Origin of the sequence: Thioalkalivibrio sp. ALgr1, from assembly GCF_000378285.1 — a bacterium.
Taxonomy (GTDB): domain Bacteria; phylum Pseudomonadota; class Gammaproteobacteria; order Ectothiorhodospirales; family Ectothiorhodospiraceae; genus Thioalkalivibrio.
Window position 1 is genome coordinate 314038 of sequence record NZ_KB905135.1, and the last position, 16788, is coordinate 330825.

At 67.2% G+C, this 16788-nt stretch carries 20 protein-coding genes; 4 read left to right on the forward strand and 16 right to left on the reverse strand.

Annotated features, from left to right (window positions below; translation table 11 throughout):
• Window positions 1-23 precede the first annotated feature (23 nt).
• The 5 genes from F466_RS0110950 to F466_RS0110970 form a co-directional block, all read right to left on the reverse strand.
• A complete protein-coding gene (locus F466_RS0110950; RefSeq protein WP_012983410.1) occupies window positions 24-674 on the reverse strand; it encodes a deoxynucleoside kinase in 651 nt (216 codons plus the stop codon).
• Window positions 671-1201: a 2-amino-4-hydroxy-6-hydroxymethyldihydropteridine diphosphokinase gene (folK, locus tag F466_RS0110955; RefSeq protein ID WP_012983411.1), complete on the reverse strand. Its 531-nt coding sequence runs from the start codon at window positions 1199-1201 to the stop codon at window positions 671-673. The genes F466_RS0110950 and folK overlap by 4 nt, the downstream gene beginning before the upstream one ends.
• Window positions 1198-2583 carry a polynucleotide adenylyltransferase PcnB gene (gene pcnB, locus F466_RS0110960; RefSeq protein ID WP_018138607.1) on the reverse strand — a complete coding sequence of 462 codons (1386 nt, stop codon included), beginning with the start codon at window positions 2581-2583 and terminating at the stop codon, window positions 1198-1200. The genes folK and pcnB overlap by 4 nt, the downstream gene beginning before the upstream one ends.
• A gap of 76 nt (window positions 2584-2659) precedes the next feature.
• On the reverse strand, window positions 2660-3106 hold the full coding sequence (locus F466_RS0110965) for an NUDIX hydrolase (protein WP_018138606.1): 447 nt from the start codon (window positions 3104-3106) through the stop codon (window positions 2660-2662).
• Window positions 3107-3126: 20 nt separating this feature from the next.
• Window positions 3127-3552 (reverse strand): RNA-binding S4 domain-containing protein, encoded by a 426-nt coding sequence (locus F466_RS0110970; RefSeq protein WP_018138605.1) that lies wholly within the window; start codon window positions 3550-3552, stop codon window positions 3127-3129.
• Between the two features lie 109 nt (window positions 3553-3661).
• On the opposite strand from F466_RS0110970, the gene F466_RS0110975 reads away from it, so the two are divergent.
• Window positions 3662-4351: a glutathione S-transferase family protein gene (locus F466_RS0110975; RefSeq protein ID WP_018994108.1), complete on the forward strand. Its 690-nt coding sequence runs from the start codon at window positions 3662-3664 to the stop codon at window positions 4349-4351.
• An 872-nt stretch (window positions 4352-5223) separates the two neighbouring features.
• Here the strand turns inward: F466_RS0110975 and fur are convergent.
• Window positions 5224-5649 (reverse strand): ferric iron uptake transcriptional regulator, encoded by a 426-nt coding sequence (gene fur / locus F466_RS0110980; RefSeq protein WP_018138067.1) that lies wholly within the window; start codon window positions 5647-5649, stop codon window positions 5224-5226.
• Between the two features lie 100 nt (window positions 5650-5749).
• Between fur and F466_RS0110985 the strand changes: the two genes are divergently transcribed.
• Window positions 5750-6112, forward strand: coding sequence for an outer membrane protein assembly factor BamE (locus F466_RS0110985; protein WP_018138066.1), 363 nt, complete (start codon window positions 5750-5752; stop codon window positions 6110-6112).
• 15 nt (window positions 6113-6127) lie between these two features.
• Here the strand turns inward: F466_RS0110985 and F466_RS0110990 are convergent, their stop codons facing one another.
• The 3 genes from F466_RS0110990 to F466_RS0111000 are packed head-to-tail and all read right to left on the reverse strand — an operon-like array spanning window position 6128 to window position 8347.
• On the reverse strand, window positions 6128-6559 hold the full coding sequence (locus F466_RS0110990) for an RnfH family protein (RefSeq protein ID WP_018138065.1): 432 nt from the start codon (window positions 6557-6559) through the stop codon (window positions 6128-6130).
• On the reverse strand, window positions 6549-6989 hold the full coding sequence (locus F466_RS0110995) for a type II toxin-antitoxin system RatA family toxin (protein ID WP_018994109.1): 441 nt from the start codon (window positions 6987-6989) through the stop codon (window positions 6549-6551). Before F466_RS0110995 ends, F466_RS0110990 begins: the two co-directional genes overlap by 11 nt.
• Window positions 6989-8347 carry a sodium-dependent transporter gene (locus tag F466_RS0111000; RefSeq protein ID WP_018138064.1) on the reverse strand — a complete coding sequence of 453 codons (1359 nt, stop codon included), beginning with the start codon at window positions 8345-8347 and terminating at the stop codon, window positions 6989-6991. The genes F466_RS0110995 and F466_RS0111000 overlap by 1 nt, the downstream gene beginning before the upstream one ends.
• Before the next feature lie 233 nt (window positions 8348-8580).
• Between F466_RS0111000 and smpB the strand changes: the two genes are divergently transcribed.
• Window positions 8581-9060: an SsrA-binding protein SmpB gene (smpB, locus tag F466_RS0111005; RefSeq protein WP_018138063.1), complete on the forward strand. Its 480-nt coding sequence runs from the start codon at window positions 8581-8583 to the stop codon at window positions 9058-9060.
• A 21-nt stretch (window positions 9061-9081) separates the two neighbouring features.
• Here the strand turns inward: smpB and F466_RS0111010 are convergent, their stop codons facing one another.
• From F466_RS0111010 to F466_RS0111040, 7 genes are all read right to left on the reverse strand, one after another.
• Window positions 9082-9384 (reverse strand): hypothetical protein, encoded by a 303-nt coding sequence (locus tag F466_RS0111010; protein ID WP_018138062.1) that lies wholly within the window; start codon window positions 9382-9384, stop codon window positions 9082-9084.
• Window positions 9385-9387: 3 nt separating this feature from the next.
• Entirely contained in the window at window positions 9388-9801 is a 414-nt protein-coding gene (locus tag F466_RS0111015; protein WP_018175393.1) for a phage holin family protein, read from the reverse strand.
• Window positions 9802-9804: 3 nt separating this feature from the next.
• Window positions 9805-10122, reverse strand: coding sequence for a YqjD family protein (locus tag F466_RS0111020; protein WP_018138060.1), 318 nt, complete (start codon window positions 10120-10122; stop codon window positions 9805-9807).
• Between the two features lie 12 nt (window positions 10123-10134).
• Window positions 10135-11355: an AI-2E family transporter gene (locus tag F466_RS0111025; protein ID WP_018994110.1), complete on the reverse strand. Its 1221-nt coding sequence runs from the start codon at window positions 11353-11355 to the stop codon at window positions 10135-10137.
• A gap of 155 nt (window positions 11356-11510) precedes the next feature.
• Window positions 11511-11732: a hypothetical protein gene (locus F466_RS0111030; RefSeq protein WP_017925782.1), complete on the reverse strand. Its 222-nt coding sequence runs from the start codon at window positions 11730-11732 to the stop codon at window positions 11511-11513.
• Window positions 11733-12025: 293 nt separating this feature from the next.
• Entirely contained in the window at window positions 12026-14539 is a 2514-nt protein-coding gene (gene hrpB / locus F466_RS0111035; protein WP_018994111.1) for an ATP-dependent helicase HrpB, read from the reverse strand.
• Between the two features lie 9 nt (window positions 14540-14548).
• Entirely contained in the window at window positions 14549-15742 is a 1194-nt protein-coding gene (locus F466_RS0111040; RefSeq protein WP_018175390.1) for an efflux RND transporter periplasmic adaptor subunit, read from the reverse strand.
• Window positions 15743-16561: 819 nt separating this feature from the next.
• Between F466_RS0111040 and F466_RS13185 the strand changes: the two genes are divergently transcribed.
• The coding region (locus F466_RS13185; RefSeq protein ID WP_018993787.1) for a transposase at window positions 16562-16788 on the forward strand (227 nt) is incomplete at its 3' end.

Below are 16788 nucleotides of genomic sequence, written 5' to 3' on the forward strand. Positions count from 1 at the left end.
GGGCGGGATCGGTCTGCCGCACGTCAGAGCGTGATCGGCAGCGGATTGAAATAGTGTCGGCCACCCTGGATCGGCTCCAGGAACTGCACCAGCTGTTCGAAATCGGCCGGATTGTTCACCCAGTCGATCTCGGTGGCGTTCACGATCACCAGTGCCGCCCCTTCGAAATGATAGAAGAATTCCGCATAGGCGGCGTTCAGGCGTTCCAGGTAATGCGCCTCGATGTGACGTTCGTACGGTCGCGCACGCTGGCGAATGCGGTCCAGCAGCACTTCCACGGGCGCCTGCAGGTAGATCACCAGATCAGGTCGTGGCAGACCCGCGCGCAGATGCCGAAACATCTCGCGGTAGATCTCCAGCTCGTCAGGGTGCAGGTTGAGCTCGGCGAACAGCGGGTCCTTGTCCATCACGTAGTCGGCCACGTGGCGCTGCTCGAACAGGCCCTTCTGGCTGACCGGCGTCAGCTGCCGCACACGCTGCACCAGAAAATGCAGCTGCGTGGCCAGGGCGTGTTTGTCCGGCTCCTGGTAGAAGCGCTCGAGGAAAGGGTTCTCGTCCGGTGCTTCAAAAATTCCCTCAGCCCGCAGGTGTTCCGACAGCAGACGCGCGAGGCTGGACTTGCCCACCCCGATCGGTCCTTCCACCGCAACAAAGTCGAAGTTGCTCAGACTCACCGCTGCCCTCCAGCACGGGCAACGTTCGGGTCCTCCAGCGCGACCAGCGAGGCGCCATCGAAGCGGCGGGCGAGCCGCTCGATCAGGCCCTCACCCGGAATCTTCAGACCCGGTGCCAGCTCGGCCAGCGGCAGGACCACGAAGTCGCGCTCGGCCAGGCCCGGATGGGGTACATGCAGCCCGGGCAGGTCCAGCACCTGATCCCCGTACAGCAAGATGTCCAGGTCGAGCAGGCGCGGCCCCCAGCGGGTGCCATCGCGCTCGCGGCCACAGTCGGCCTCGATCGCTTGCAGCGCATGCAGCAGCTCCAGGGGTTCGAGCCGGGTGTGCAGCCGGGCCACGGCATTCACGTAGTCCGGCTGGTCCTGCGGGCCCATCGGCGGGTTTCGGTACAGCCGCGACTGCCCCGTCAGCAGCGTCTGCGGCACGTCACCGGCCAGGCGCCGAAAGGCCTCGCGCACCTGATCCTCGGGGTCGCCAAGATTGGCGCCGATGCCCACGAACACCTGCAAACCAGCGTCGGTCATGCCGCATCCCCGCCGTCATTCGAGCTGCCGGCTTCGCCATCGCCCGTGCGTCGACGTTTTCGGCGACGCCCGCCACGGCGGGCACGGCCCTTACCCTTGCCGCCGCCCCCAGCCATCTTCTTCTGCTCGCCCTCGTCCTTCTCCTGGAACTCGGTCCACCAGCGACACAGTTCCGGGTCGGCATCGCCCGCGCGGGCGCGCAGGCAGAGAAAATCGTATCCCGCTCGGAAACGCGGATGCGTCAGCAGGCGCAGCGCGCGGCCACCCCGCGCCCGTTCCAGCCGCGCCTGCAGCTCCCAGATCTCACGCACGATCAGGCTGAAGCGCTTGGGGATCGACACCGTCTTCACCTGGCGATCCAGCACCTCGGCCATCGCCTGCTGCCAGGCCGGGATCTCCTGCTCGCCGTCCTCGATGCGCCGGGTCGCCGCCACCTGCACCGGGGCCCACAGGATCGCGGCATAAAGAAACGCCGGGTTGACCCCAAGCTCTTCGTTGATGCGCTTGTCAGTATTGAGCAACGACTCGACCAGGAACTGCCGCCGCTCGGCGCCCACATCCGGATCGGCGAAGCACTCGGCCGCCTCCGGGAACATCGGCGCGAACAGACCAAAGCGCTCCAGTTCATCCAGGCAGGTGACCGCCGCACCACTGTGGAACAGCTTGATCACCTCGTCGAACAGCCGCGCCGGGGCCACCGTCTGCATCAGGCCCGCGAGCTCGTGTATCCCGGCCTCGACCTCGGGCGCGACGCGCAGCCCCAGCTTCGCGGAGAAACGCACCGCGCGCAGCATGCGCACTGGGTCCTCGCGCAGCCGCGTCTCGACATCGTCTCCGATCAGGCGCAACACGCCCTCGCGCAGGTCCTCGACCCCGCCGGTGTAGTCGAGCACCGAGAAATCGTCGATGTCGTAGTACAGCGCGTTCACGCTGAAGTCCCGCCGCACCGCGTCCTGCTCGATCGTGCCGTAGCGGTTGTCGCGCAGGATGCGCCCCTCGTCGCTCAGCGCCACCTGCCCGTCGCCGCCCTCGTCCTCGTCGTGCGGCGCTCGGAAGGTGGCGACCTCGATCACCTCGCGGCCGAACAAGACATGAGCCAGGCGGAAACGGCGCCCGATCAGGCGGCAGTTACGGAACAGCCCGCGCACCTGGTCCGGCGTGGCATCGGTCGCGATGTCGAAGTCCTTCGGCTCGCGCCCCAGCAGCAGGTCGCGCACGCCCCCGCCCACCAGACAGGCGCGGTAGCCCGCATCACGCAGGCGATAGAGCACCTTCAGGGCGTTATCGTCGATCGCGGCACGCGAGATGCCGTGCTCCTCGCGTGAATACACGCGCGGTTCGGGGATCGCGGCGGACGGGGTTGCAGGATCGGCCTGAGTCACTCGGTTCGGGTTCCGTGAACGAAAGCGCAATATGGTAACAGCAAGCCGGTTCGGGAAAGGACCGGACGGACAAACATCATGTCCCGGCTCCTCGTCCCGCCCCCGACAACTGCAGGCGCAGCGGCGCGGTTTCGCCGGTCAGGCGGTAGCGCAGATAGTCATCGAGGATACGCCGATGGTCAAAGACCAGGGGCTGGCTCTGATCGTCGGGGTCCAGCCAGGCACAGTCCGCGGCGTCATCGGCCGCATGGGCCTCGCCCGCACCGCGCGCCACGAATACGGCGCTGACGGTGTGCCCGCGCGGATCCCGCGCAGGATCGGAATAGACGCCCAGCAAGGCCTCCAGCGTGACCTCCAGACCGGTTTCCTCCAGGGCCTCGCGCACGGCGGCCAGCTCAACCGACTCGCCGACATCCACGAAGCCCCCGGGGAGGGCCCAGCCATGGGGCGGGTTGCGTCGCTCGATCACCAGGACACGGCCAGGGTGAGCGGGGTGATGGATCACCACATCCGCGGCCAGCAAGGGGGTTTGTGGTGGGCCACTCATTCGTCTTGTCCGTCCTGGCGGATGAAACGCCGGATCTGGCGGCGCTGGCGCTTGTCCGGGCGGCGAATAGGCGCGCTGTCGGCCACCGCCCGCTCCGAGCGCCGGCGCTCGGACTCGGCCTCGCGCCGGGCCGTGCTCTCGGGCGTCTCGGCATACAGCTCGCGCGCCTCGGTCGCGGGCCGACGCTGATCATTCAACGCCCGCACGTCGATGTCCCAGGTCTGCTGGCCACGATGAATCGTCAGGCGATCACCCGGGTGCACCCGGCGCGCCGGCTTGCAGCGCTCGCCATTCACATGGACCTTGCCACCACTGACGGCCTCGGTGGCCAGCGCGCGGGTCTTGAAGAAGCGCGCGGCCCACAGCCACTTGTCGATGCGCAGCCCGCCGGCGGGCGCGGCGCGCGCCTCAGCCCTGGCCAAGGAACCCTCGCACTGGAGACACTGGACTTTCCCGCCGGATCGCGGGCATGGACAATGCGCGCCTTTCCACCATCAGAGGATGGGGCCCCGCATGGGGCTTCGATACGTCATGAAACTCCCGCATCTGCACCTGATCAGCTTTGACCTTTGTCCTTTCGTTCAGCGTAGCGTGATCACGCTGAAATACAAGCAGGCGCCGTTCGAAGTGACCTATATCGATCTCGCGGACCCGCCCGACTGGTTTCGCGAACAATCTCCGCTCGGCAAGGTGCCGATCCTGAAGGTTGATCACGACACCGTGCTGTTCGAATCGGCGGTGATTAACGAATATATCGATGCGATCACCCCGCCCTCACTGATGCCGGACACGCCGCTGCAGCAGGCCCGCACGCGCGCCTGGATCGAATACCTGGGCGAGCAGACCATGACGCAGTACCGCTGGATGACGGCGGCGGACGAAGAGGCCTTCGAGATGGAACGCCATGCGGCCTCGCGCGGGCTGGAGCGACTGGAACGGGAGCTGGCAGCCGATCCGCTGCTCACGGGGCATGCCTTCACCCTGATCGATGCCACCCTCGCGCCGATCCTGCTGCGCTACGGCCTGATCGACGACATCGATAATCCCTGGGAGCCAGAGGCGTTTCCGCGCCTGGCCGCGCGCTGGGAAATGCTGCGCGACATGGACGCGGTCTCTACCTCGGTCCCCGGTGACTTTGCGGCGCGGTTGGCCGCCTACCTGCGCGCACAGAAAGGCTTCGCCCCGGCGCACATCGCCTCGCGCCTGGCCGACACGGCCTGAGGCCAGGCCTCCGGGCGCCCGGGCCCTGACGGGTTGGACGTGGCAGCAGCACACGTCTTTGTGGCTGGGCCTGGTTCGTCCTCTGGAGTTTACGGTGGCTTCGGTCCGCCGCCTGCCTGCGCTGTTTCGGCAGCGCGCCCCGAGGTACTTTCTTGCTTGCCCAAGAAAGTACCCAAAGAAGGGCACCCGGATTCCGCCCGGGAACCTTGCTCCAGGACCCTCGGGCCGGCGGCGCTGAAACTCGCTGCGCTACGCTTCGCTCAGACAGTCAGCGCCTCTCTTCCGGCCCGAGGACCCCTCCGCAAGGGGCTTCATACGGGGGATGAAGGTCAAGACAACGGCCGCTCTGACGTTCGTGCCAATGGATGGAGACAAGGTGTTCCGACATCCTGGGCACGCGCGGCCTGCAGCCCTGGCGTGCAGCGCCCGCCAGCGGGCGCCAGACCCCATCGTAGGATGTGATGAGCGCAGCGAATCGCATCAGGGGTTGCCCCGGCGTTGGGATGGTGCGTTTCGCTGCGCTCAACGCACCCTACAGCTCGGGATTTAGACAGGTGCAGAAACACCGTCGGTTTTGACCTTCCCTCCCGATATGAGCCCCTTGTGGAGGGCGTGACAGGCCGGAAGAGAGGCGCTGACTGTCTGAGCGCAGCGAGTTTCAGCGCTGCCGGCCTGGCGCGGCCGGAGCAAGGTCCCCGGGCGAATCCCGGGCGTGTTTCTTGGATACTTCTTTGCACAAGCAAAGAAGTATCTCGCGGCGCGCTGGCGAAACAGCGCATGGCAGGCGGCCGGACGAAGGCACCGTAAACTCCAGAGGACGAACCAAGCCCAGCCTGAAAAGCGGCTGGACTGAAAAGCCGCGCGAGGGCGCGTCAGACGGGGCGGTGGGGGCAGGCGCTGTCGTTGCAGTCGCCGTACAGGACCAGGGCGTGGTCCTTGATGGAGAAGCCGTGCTGGCGCGCGACCTCGCGCTGGCGGGTCTCGATGGTCTCGTCGAAGAATTCTTCGACACGGCCGCACTGGTTGCAGACGATGTGATCGTGGTGCCCGCCGCGCTCCAGCTCGAACACGGCCTGGTTGCCCTCCAGGTGGAGCCGGCAGACCAGCCCCGCGGCCTCGAACTGCGTCAGCACGCGGTAGACCGTGGCCAGCCCGATCTCCTCGCCCGAGTCGAGCAGCTCGCGGTAAATGGCCTCGGCCGTCAGGTGGCGCGTTTCCGAGTTCTCGAGGATCTCGAGGATCTTCATCCGTGGCAGCGTGACCTTGAGCCCCGCTTTCTTGAGATCGCTTGTTTCCATCCTTCGATTCCCGTCACCCGATTGCTTGAGAGCATCCGGACGCTTTGGTGTACCATGCGCGTTCAACGGCCCATCCGACTTCTGGGGACCCGCCGGCTCGATGATCAAGATTCTCATTTCTATTGCCGTGGCTGCAAGCCTGCTCACCGCCTGCAGTGGCTTCAATCAGTTCCGCCTCGATGTACAGCAGGGCAACGTCATCGACGCGACACAGGTCGCCCAGATCCAGCCCGGCATGACCCCGCAGCAGGTCCGCTTTCTGATGGGTACGCCGCAGATCGACGGCGCGTTCAAGCGCGAAGACCGCTGGGACTACGTCTACTATCGCCGTCCCGGGATCGGGCCGACGGAGCAGCGCCGCGTAACGGTGTTCTTCGAGAATGGCGTAGTCAGTTACGTCGACTCCGACGTGCCGCAGCCGATCGCGCTGGACCAGTACCCGGTCGAGCTCGACGACAACTGATCGCAACCGGCCGGCTCAATCGCCGGCCGAATCCTTGCCGCCCCCGGCGCCGTCCTCCGGCTTCTCGCCCGCGGGCTTTGCGGACGCCTGATCGCCGGCCTTCTGCGCGTCCCCCTTGCCGGGCTTCTTACGGTTCTTGCCGGCCCGCTGACGACGCACTTCTTTCGGGTCGGCGATCAACGGGCGGTAGATCTCGATGCGATCCTTCGGGCGCAACACCGTGTCACGCCGGGTGAGCTTTCCGAAGATCCCCACTTTGGCGTTTTCCAGATCGATCTCCGGGAACTGGGCGTCGATCTCCGACTGGCGCAGGGCTGCGTCCACGGTCGTGCCCTCGGGCACGACCAACGGCAGGATCACCTGGCGGTCGGGGCGTGCATAGGCGACCTCGATACGGATTGTGCCGTGCCCCGCCTCGGGGCTAACGGCATCCTGATCATCGGGCACCGTAGACCTCGCGCGCGCGCCGCACAAAGGCGTCGACAAAAGAGTTGGCGAGCTGGTGGAAGATCGGCCCGATCGCGAACGACATCAGCCGGCTGGCAAACTCGAATTCCAGCTCCAGCGCGATACGCGTCTGGCCATTGTCCAGCTCGGTAAAGCTCCAGGTGCCGTGCAGGCGACGAAACGGCCCGTCCGCCAGGCGGATGTCGATGCGCTCGGGGCGCTGCACGCGATTGCGCGTGGTGAACGACTTGTGCAGGGCGCCCTTGGCCATCTCGATGGTCCCTTCCACCTCATCCTCTCCGCACATGCGCGCACGCGAGCTGCGGCAACCCGGCAGAAATTCCGAGTAGGAATCCACGTCATTAACGAGGTCGAACATCTGCTCGCGGGAGTACGGGACCTCCGCCGAGCGCCGGACTGTCGAGGACATCAAATAAGCTCCACCGCGCGCAGGAACACAAACAGGATGGCAATCGGGGCCACGAAGCGCACCAGGAAATACCAGATCTGGTACAGACCCCCGAGTTTCATGCGCAGCTCGGACTGGACCGAGCGCTCGGTCATGCGCCAGCCTACGAATACCGCGATCAGAAACCCGCCCAGCGGGAGCAGGATGTTAGCAGTCACATAGTCCAGCAGGTCCAGGATCCCCATGTTGAACAGGGTGTAATCCGACCAGACGTTCAGCGACAGCAGCGCGCCAATTCCCATCAGCCAGGCGGCGATAGCAATGCTGGCGCTCGCGGCCACGCGCGTCATGCCGACATTCTCCACCAGATAGGCGACGGCCGGCTCGATGATGGAGATGGACGACGTCCAGGCCGCGAACACCAGCAGCACAAAGAACATCGTCCCGAAGTAGAGCCCGCCCGGCATCTCCGCGAACGACAGCGGCAGCGTGACGAAGATCAGGCCCGGCCCCTGCTCCGGCGAAAGGCCCGCGCCCAGCACGATCGGGAAGATCGCCAGCCCGGCCATGATCGCCACCAGGGTGTCGGCGCCCACCACGGCCGCCGAAGTCCTCGCGATCGAGGCGTCGCTCTGCAGGTAGCTGCCGTAGATCATGATCGCGCCCATGCCGAGGCTCAGCGTGAAGAACGCCTGCCCCATCGCCAGCAGCACCGCGTTGGCCGTCAGCGCCGAGAAATCCGGGTACAGCAGGAACTCCAGCCCCGCGATAAAGTTCCCTTCCACCATCGCGTAGCCGACCATCACCACCAGCATTACGAACAGCAGCGGCATCAGGATGGTCACGGCCTTCTCCAGACCGGACTGCACGCCGCGCGCGACCACCATCGCGGTCATCACCATGAAGATCGTATGCCAGGCCAGCAGGGCCTCGGGATTGGATAGCAGGCCGTCGAACATGGCCTCCGAGCCATCCGCATCCAGGCCCAAGAAGCCGCCCGTGCCGGACTTGAACACATAGGACAGCGACCAACCGGCCACTACGCTGTAGAACGACAGGATCAGGAACCCGGCGAGCACACCGATCCACCCGATCATGCCCCAGCCACGGCTCAGGCCCTCTTCGCGCGCCAGCGTCACCATCGTATTGATCGGGCTCTGGCGGCCGCGCCGCCCCAGCAGGATCTCCGCCATCATCACCGGCAGGCCGATCAGCAGGATGCAGCCGAGGTAAACCAGCACGAAGGCCCCGCCACCGTTATCGCCGGCGATATAGGGAAAACGCCAGATGTTGCCAAGCCCGACAGCCGACCCGGTGGCCGCGAGGATAAAGGCCAGGCGGGTCGTCCACTGACCGTGGATGGAAGTCGTGGCAGGCATCAGCGGCTCCTTGTTGGTGGTACCCGTTCCATCGTTCAGCGCAGCCAGATCGAGTTGCGGTCAACGGCGCAGGCGGCACAAGCGGGGCTTCGAGTCGCCCGGAATTGTGGGGCAGGCTTCCCACGGGCTCAACTGTACGCGGCAAGCGCCGACCCGCAACGCGTCCGCGATCCTGTACGTTCGTGCGTGTTTCCTCGGCTTTCGCCCCGCGCGTGCAGTACACTGCGCGGGCCATGGGAAAGCCAAAGAAGAAAAAGGACGCCGGTTCCAACACCATCGCGCTGAACCGCAAGGCGCGCCACGATTTCTTTATCGAGGACCGCCTGGAGGCGGGGCTGGAGTTGCAGGGCTGGGAGGTCAAGTCCATGCGGGCCGGGCGCGCCCAGCTCAGCGAGGCGTACGTGCTGCTACGCAAGGGCGAGGCGTTCCTGTTCGGGGCCCACATCACCCCGCTGCCCACCGCCTCCACCCATATCAACCCGGACCCGAGCCGCACGCGCAAGCTGCTGCTGCACCGCTCGGAGATCAACCGCCTGATCGGCGCGGTGGAGCGCAAGGGCTATACCCTGGTCCCCATGGCCCTGTACTGGAAACATGGCCGCGCCAAGCTGGAGATCGGCCTGGCCAAGGGCAAGAAGGATTTCGACAAGCGCGCAGCCAAGAAGGACAAGGACTGGCAACGCGAGCGAGCGCGCATCCTCAAGAGCGGCTGAAGGAGAAACCGGGGTTCGACCTTACTCGGTCGGATGAGTCCGGCCCTTCCACCACCAGCGCCGGGTCAGCCAGCTCAGCTTCGTCACCGCCAGCACACCCGCTGTCAGTGCCTTCACGGGCCGCAGCAGGCGCAGTCCGCGCAGCTGATCGACTGCAAATCCCAGCAGGAACGCCCTGGGGATCATCTCCGGTGAACCCAGACGCTGCAGCGCGCGCCACCAGCCGGTGGCACGCACATCGTCGCGCAGTTCGTCGACCTCACCCTGCAGCCGCAGGCGCAGTTCGCGAGAACGGCCCCGCAGGCCCAGCCAGGTGCCAGCCATGAGCTACTCGGTATCCCGGCTTTCGGGCCGTGCGACCAGATTCCGTACCAGGGCGCGCGTCTCCGGGTAGGTCATGCCGTGCAGCAGCCGGCCAATGCCGCGCGCAACCAGCCACGCCAGCACGCCGGTCAGCGCCGCCACGATCACCAGCGACAACGCCGGCGACACCCCCGCATAGGCCTGCAGCAGCATCACCACGGCCGCGACCAGCGCCAGCCACACCGTGACCAGCAGCAGCCCCAGCACCACCGCAAACACGATAACCCCCACCGCATTGCGCACCAGTTGTCGGGTCTCGGTCCCCAGCAACTCGCGCGAATCACCCAGGATTCGACCGAGGTCCTGCATCACGTCCCCGGGGTCGGCGGTATCGGAGTCCGGTCGCTCGCGCGCCGGCCCGTCGTCCTGCGCGGCCATGGCCTACTTGCGGCGGGTCAAGGCCGAGAACAGGGTCCCCGCCACAAAGGCCAGGCCGATCGCGGTCAGCGGGTTGTCGCGTACGTAGTTGCCGACCACGCGCAAGACGTCCTCGGAACTCTGACGCGCCTTCTCCGCCCGCTCGCGAACCTCTTCATCCGCATGCGAAAGGCCCTCGCGGATGCGTTCCTCGGCCGTACCGGCATGCTCCGCCACGCGGTCCACGGCCTCGTGGGCCTGGGCCGCCACACGTTCAGTGGTGGAGGCGTCATGTTCCGCTTCGTCCTGTTTCTTCGCACTACTGCTTTTCGTCGTTGCCATTACACGCACTCCCTATCGCGGGCCTGGATCATCTTCCGACCCATCCCCCGCGGAATTGGTTGCAGGGTCATCGAAACCACTCAACCCCGTCAGGATTTCCGGGTCTTCCTCGGCCACTTCCGAGGTATCCACCAGGGCCGTACTCCACTTGACCCTGAAGTGTTTCCAGAGGCTGGCCACAAACGCCGACAACGGCACAGCCAGGATCATGCCGATGATGCCACCCAGCGCCGTCCCCCAGAAGAAAATCGAGATCACGACAATCGCCGGATGCAGTCCGGAGCGATCCGCCATGATCTTCGGCGTGAGCAGCCAGCTCTCGATCAGCTGCACCAGGGCAAACACCACGAGCACCAGCGCAACCAGGGTCAATCCGCCACCCTCAGGCTGGAGATAGGCCACCGGAAGAGCCAGCGTCAAGCCGACGATCGTCCCCAGATAGGGCACGATATTGAGAAACCCCAGCATCAACCCGAACAGGATCGCCGCCTGCAGGCCGATCAGCGAGAACCCGGCGGCCAGCAGAACCCCCATGATCAGGGCGATCACCACCTGCCCCTGGAAGAACGCCGTCACATAGCCGACAAACAGGCGGCCCAGGAACATCAGCTCGCGCTGGGTCTGGGGCCGAAAGACCGACAAGACCTCGCGCCCGCCCTCCTTCAGGCGTTCGCCGGACAGCAGCGCAAAGAACAGATACAAGGGCACAAAGGCCAGCCCGACGACTACCGTCACGTAGTGCATCAGCTGCGAGCCCACACCCTCCAGGTTCGGCATGATGCTCTGGAGATCCAGGTCCTCCAGCATCGAGGCCACGCGCTCGGTGGCGTCAGGGAAATTGCGCGAGAATGACTCGTAGGCATTCTCCGCCAGCTCCGGGGCACCCTTGATGAACTCCTGAACCTGATGGCTCGCCGTGGGCACCACCAGTACGGCGACAACCACCAGCGCAATCAACACCACACCGAACAGCGAACTCACCGCCCCCATCCGCGAGAATCCCGCAATCCGCTGCAGCCAGCGCACCACCGGGTAGAGGATCAGGCTCAGCACCCCGGCCACCGACAGCGGCAAGAGCAGCGCGTAGAAAAACGACACCACCTGCCCCAGCAACCAGACCAGCAGGGCCGCCAACCCGGTCAGCACCATGAAGGCGGCGAGCACGGCGACATAGCGGAACAGGGTCCGCTCGAAGGCGCTGAATTCGATATTCGATTGCGGCTGGTTTTCCACGGAGGGCTCGCATGAGGGGGTCGTTCGACCGTAACCACCCGGCCATGATCTGCCACGGTGCGCACCATCGTTTCAGGCACTGCATCACAAAAATATGGCGCTCGACCCAGGCCCGAGTACGCGCGGCCCCTCCCGAGGGACGCTGATTCAATCAGCTAGAACAAATCCGCCCACTCCGTCAGGGCAAACCAGATCACGTATCCCCCGTAGAGAATCAGAAAGATGACGCTAAGGATCGTGATCGGGCGAAAGCCCTTCACCCGCACCTCGTAGGAGACATCCTCGCCGCGCGCCCGCCGCCGCCGCACCTCCAGCCAGCGCGATACCCGCCACCAGACAAACAGCAGGATCAGGACAACGGTCAGGAACTTCAGCATCGCGGTTCGTTTCCTCGCACTCGGCCCGGGTAGGCTCTGAACGCGACACTACCCGAGAACGCCACCCGCCGCATCGTCATCCCGCCGCCGCACCCCACTTCGCCATCCCGGCCGCAGCGCAGCGAAGAGCCGGGATCTCCGCGGCCATGCACCACCCCGACGCCCGAGATCCCGGCTAACCGCTCCGCGGTTTCCGGGATGACGACACAGAGGGTGACGCACAGCGTCCTGTGTTGCTCAAGCTCCTGTGGGAGCCCGCTTGCAGGCGAAGCCCCCGCCAGACCCGACTCTTCCTAGCCGCGCCGCTTCGTATGCCGCGTGGCCGGCGCATTCCATGGATCCTCCGGCCAGGGGTGTTTCGGATAACGCCCCTTCAGCTCGCGGCGCACCTCCGGATATCCATTCTCCCAGAAGCTGGCGAGATCCTGGGTGACCTGCACCGGTCGCCGTGCCGGCGACAGCAGGTGCAGCACCAGCGCCACGCGGCCGCCCGCCACCCGGGGCGTCTCGCCCAGGCCGAACAGCTCCTGCAGCTTCACCGCCAGCACCGGCGGGTCCTGCGTGTAATCAATGCGGTGAGCGGAACCGGAGGGGACTTCGATCCGCGCCGGCGCCTCCCGCTCTAGTTGCTGCTGGTGGCCCCAGTCCAGCCGTGCGCGCAGGATCGCCGCCAGATCCAGCCGCTCCAGATCCCGGCGCCGTGTAATCCCTGCCAGATACGGCCCCAGCCAGTCCTCGAGGGTCATCAGCAGCGCGTCGTCGCGCAGATCCGGAAAACCGGCCGCGGGCAGGGTCTCGTGCAGCAACTGGATGCGCGCACGCAGCTGGGTCGCCGCGTCATCCCAGGGCAGCAGCGCAAGGCCCTCGCGGCGCAGCCGCTCGCACCAGCGCGGGATGGTGGCGGCGGGGTCGTCCAGCGCGACCATCTGCCGCTCCACCACCAGCGTGCCGATCCGTCGAATCCGCGCGTTCTCCAGCCGCGCGCCGTCCTCCACCCAGTCGCAGCGCGTCTCGCGGTGGAAGAGTTCCGGCGCCTCCTGCTCCAGTGCGGCCAGATCCAGCGCCACCGCACAGCGGATGCGGGCCTCGCGGTCGGCATCCGTGCAGTCCACCGCCACCAGGTAGTCGGCATGCGCCAGACGCTCGCGTTCCGGTAGCCACGCGCCGCGACCATTCCCCATCACGAAGCGACCGGCAGCCTCGCCACGGCGGCGTGCGATGCGCTCCGGCCAGGCCAGCGCCGCCAGCACGCCCACCGCCGTGCTTTCGTCCAGTACCGCATCCATAACGGCGGGGCGGTCCCCGGCTCGCGCCAGCGCCTGCTCCAGACGCCGCAGCCCGGATTGCCAGGCCCGGCCACCGGAGCGCCGCGCGCGCTCCAGGCGCGCACCCAGCTCCAGCGGAGCCCCCGGCCCGGCCACACCCGGTTCCTCCACGGCTACCGCCAGTTCGCAGGCCAGGCGTGCCAGCCCCCGCTCGCGGCCCCGCAACAGCATGTGCGCCAGCCGCGGGTGGGTCGGCAGGCGTAGCAGGGCCCGCCCATGCCCGGTCATCCGACCGGTGGCATCCACCGCACCCAGTTCCGCGAGTACCGCCTGCGCGGAGGCCAGGCCCTGCGCGGGTGGCGGCTCAAGCCAGTCCAGTTCGGCCACCGCCTCGCCCCAGCCGGCCAGTTCCAGGGCCAGCGGCAGCAGGTCCACCTGCTGCATCCCCGGCGTCGCGTAGTCCGGGCGCGCGACCTCGTCGGCCCGCGCCCACAGGCGGATCGCGACGCCGGGCTCGGTGCGTCCGGCACGCCCGGCGCGCTGCTCGGCGGCGGCCTTCGAGGCCGGGAGCGTCACCAGGCGCGAGAGCCCGGTCGCCGCATCGAAGCGCGGCTCGCGGGACAGCCCCGCGTCGATCACCACGCGCACGCCCTCGATGGTCAGCGAGGTCTCGGCGATGTCGGTCGCCAGCACCACCTTGCGCTCGCCCGCGGGCGCCGGGCGCACGGCCCGGGCCTGCTCCTGCGCCGACAGCCGCCCGAACAGCGGCGCGATCTGCGCGGGGCCGGAGGCCGTGTCCACCCCCTCACCCAGGCGCGCGGCCACTTCGCGGATCTCGCGCTCGCCGGGCAGGAAGACCAGGATCGAGCCCGTCTCCGCCGCCAGCGCGTCGCGAACCGCCTGCGCCACGCCGTCAGCCAGCGGGGCATCCTTCGCCGTTGGGGCGTAACGGACCTCGACCGGGAACTGCCGCCCACGCGCTCGCAGCACCGGCACGGCATCCGCCTCCGGTCCGGCCAGCAGCCGGGCCACGGCCTCGTCGTCGAGGGTCGCCGACATCACCACGATGCGCAGCTCCGGGCGCAGCAGCCGACGCACCTGCAGCGCAAAGGCCAGCGCCAGCTCGGCCTCCGGCCGGCGCAGATGGAATTCGTCGAAGACCACGGTGCCAACCCCTTCCAGCAGCGGGTCACCCTGGATGCGCCGCAGGAACAGCCCATCGGTGACCAGCTCCACCCGGGTGCGGTCCGAGACCTTCTGCTCGTCGCGCACGCGATAGCCGACCGTCTGCCCGGCCGCTTCGCCCAGCTGCGCGGCCATGAAGGTCGCCGCCATGCGCGCGGCCAGCCGGCGTGGCTGCAGCACGATCACACGGTCCTCGGGGCTGGAGGCGGCCAGATGCAGCGGGACGCGGGTGGTCTTGCCGGCACCGGGTTCGGCCACCAGCACGGCGGCGCCGTGCGACGCCAGCGCGGCATCCAGGGGGTTCAGGAGATCTTCCAGCGTCCGGGCCTGCGGCGCCTCATTCAACTCTTTCGCCATCTACAGCGGTCAGTTCTCGACCACGCGCGTGCCAGCCTGCACGCGGTCCCCCGGGCGGGTGACCACACGCTCGCCCGCCTCCAGGCCCTCGAGGATCTGCGTGGCGAAACCCGAGCGACGCCCCACCTCGACCCGGCGCGGCTCGGCACGGCCGTCCTCGACCACGAACACCGACCACTCGCCGCGGTCGCGGAACAGCGCGCTGGTCGGAACCTGCAGCACCTCATCCCCTTCCCACAGCAAGAACTCGGCCTCCACGCGGTAGCCCACCGCCAGCCCGGCCATGCGGGCCTCCACCGCGTCGAGGTCGAGGATCACCGGCACGCGCTGCTCGTCCACGCCCAGCGCGGAGATCCTGGTAAAGCCGAAAGGCTGCACCCGGCGTACGGTGCCCTCCAGTTCGGCATCGCGGCCCCAGTCGGTCAGGCGCACGCGCATGCCCGGCACCACGCGCACCGCGTCCATGGACAGCAGATCCACCTGGACCTCGAGGTCGTCGAGATCGCCCACGACCAGCACCGGCTCGCCGGCCCCGATCGTGCCCTCGCAGCAGCGATACCGCTCCAGGATCACGCCTGCGGCGGGCGAACGAACCGTCAGGGCATCGGCCTCGGACTCCGGCATCTGTCCACTGGCAATATCCAGCACCACCCGCGCGCTCTCGACCTCGCTGCGCGCGACCTCCACCGCGGATTCGCCGGCGCGAACCGCCGAGCGCGCCCGATCGCGTGCGGTCTCCATACGCTCCACCTCGGTGGCGGAAACCGCACCCCGGTCGAACAGCTCTTGATAACGGCGATATTCCGATTCCGCGAAGCGGGCCTCCGACTGCAGGTTCTCCAGATTCGCCTCGGCGCTTCGCAGCCGCGACCGAGCAGCGGCGAGATTCTCGCGCGCCTGCTCACGCGAACGTGCATCCAGCGCCGGGGTCGGCAAAGGCTCCATGCGGAAGAGCGCGTCGCCGAGCTCGACGGCATCGCCCTCCTCGAGCCGGACGCGATGCAGGAAGCCGGCGATCGGCGCCGACACCGTAAAGGTGTCGCGCAGCCGCGTGCGCCCTTCCTCGCGCACGGTCTCTTCGAACGGGCCGGCCTCGACCGTGGTCAGCGATACCGGCACCGGCTGCGGGCGCAGCGCCCATACCAGCGCGGCCACCCCTGCCAGCACGATGAGCCCAACCGTGATTCGCTTTTTCATCGCCATAGGATCAGTCTCGCAAATCCCGCCACCCGGCGCTTCCCCCTCATCGCCCGGCACGCCGGGGCGTATGTCTGCAAGTTGCCACCCTCGGTTATCACCTGAACGGTGGTTGGCAACCAGCCGCTGTGAGGCTGGGCCTTGTTCAGCATCTGGTGTTTACGGTGCTTTCGTCCGACCGCCTGCCTGCGCTGTCTCGCCAGCGCGCCGCGAGGTACTTTCTTGCTTGCCCAAGAAAGTACCCAAAGAAGGGCACCCGGATTCCGCCCGGGGACCTTGCTCCAGGGCCCTCGGGCCGGCGGCGCTGAAACTCGCTGCGCTACGCTCCGCTCAGACAGTCAGCGCCTCTTTTCCGTCCCGAGGACCCCTCCGCAAGGGGCTTCATACGGGGGGATAAGGTCAAAACAGAAGGTCTCCCCGCGCTTGTACTTAACTCCAACGCCGTAGGGTGCGGTTGAGCACAGCGAAACGCACCGTTCCAACGTCGGGGCAACCCTGATGCGATTCGCTGCGCTCATCGGCATCCTACCCTTAGCGCCCGCTTGCGGGCGCGGCACGCCATGGCCGTAGGCCGCGCGTGCCCAAGATGTCGGAAGACCCAGCCTCCATCCATGTGCTACGCCGCTGGGACAGCCGTTGTTTGGACCTTCACCCCCGTTGTCGTCGCGCCGAGTGGAGAGGGTTTTCGCGGGAAGAGAGGCGCTGACTGTCTGAGCGGAGCCGAAGGCGCAGCGAGTTTCAGCGCCGCCCGCGAAAACTGTGCTGGTCTAATTTTCGTGGACACCTCGATCGGTGGAATGATTGGGATCTGATCGAGGAGACGATATGGGACGCAGGAATTTTGATCCGGAGTACAAGCTTCGGGTGGCCCGGATGGTGGTGGATGAGGGCCAGAGTGTGCCGCAAGTGGTGCGGGACACCGGGGTGGGCGAGACGGCCGTTCGGCGCTGGGTCGAGCAACTCAAGGCGGATCGTGCCGGGGAGGCCGGCGATGGCCGGCCTTTGACGCCGGAGCAGCGACGGATCCGGGAGCTGGAGGAAGAGAATCGCCG

What these genes read in the sequence shown, in the direction of transcription:
- F466_RS0110975 (WP_018994108.1), top strand. Translation starts at nt 3,662, where the DNA reads ATGAAACTCCCGCATCTGCACCTGATCAGCTTTGACCTTTGTCCTTTC.
- F466_RS0111020 (WP_018138060.1), bottom strand. Translation starts at nt 10,122, where the DNA reads ATGGCAACGACGAAAAGCAGTAGTGCGAAGAAACAGGACGAAGCGGAA.
- F466_RS0111015 (WP_018175393.1), bottom strand. Translation starts at nt 9,801, where the DNA reads ATGGCCGCGCAGGACGACGGGCCGGCGCGCGAGCGACCGGACTCCGAT.
- hrpB (WP_018994111.1), bottom strand. Translation starts at nt 14,539, where the DNA reads ATGGCGAAAGAGTTGAATGAGGCGCCGCAGGCCCGGACGCTGGAAGAT.
- F466_RS0110995 (WP_018994109.1), bottom strand. Translation starts at nt 6,989, where the DNA reads ATGTCCTCGACAGTCCGGCGCTCGGCGGAGGTCCCGTACTCCCGCGAG.
- smpB (WP_018138063.1), top strand. Translation starts at nt 8,581, where the DNA reads ATGGGAAAGCCAAAGAAGAAAAAGGACGCCGGTTCCAACACCATCGCG.
- F466_RS0110985 (WP_018138066.1), top strand. Translation starts at nt 5,750, where the DNA reads ATGATCAAGATTCTCATTTCTATTGCCGTGGCTGCAAGCCTGCTCACC.
- F466_RS0111010 (WP_018138062.1), bottom strand. Translation starts at nt 9,384, where the DNA reads ATGGCTGGCACCTGGCTGGGCCTGCGGGGCCGTTCTCGCGAACTGCGC.
- fur (WP_018138067.1), bottom strand. Translation starts at nt 5,649, where the DNA reads ATGGAAACAAGCGATCTCAAGAAAGCGGGGCTCAAGGTCACGCTGCCA.
- F466_RS0111040 (WP_018175390.1), bottom strand. Translation starts at nt 15,742, where the DNA reads ATGGCGATGAAAAAGCGAATCACGGTTGGGCTCATCGTGCTGGCAGGG.
- F466_RS0111000 (WP_018138064.1), bottom strand. Translation starts at nt 8,347, where the DNA reads ATGCCTGCCACGACTTCCATCCACGGTCAGTGGACGACCCGCCTGGCC.
- folK (WP_012983411.1), bottom strand. Translation starts at nt 1,201, where the DNA reads ATGACCGACGCTGGTTTGCAGGTGTTCGTGGGCATCGGCGCCAATCTT.
- F466_RS0111030 (WP_017925782.1), bottom strand. Translation starts at nt 11,732, where the DNA reads ATGCTGAAGTTCCTGACCGTTGTCCTGATCCTGCTGTTTGTCTGGTGG.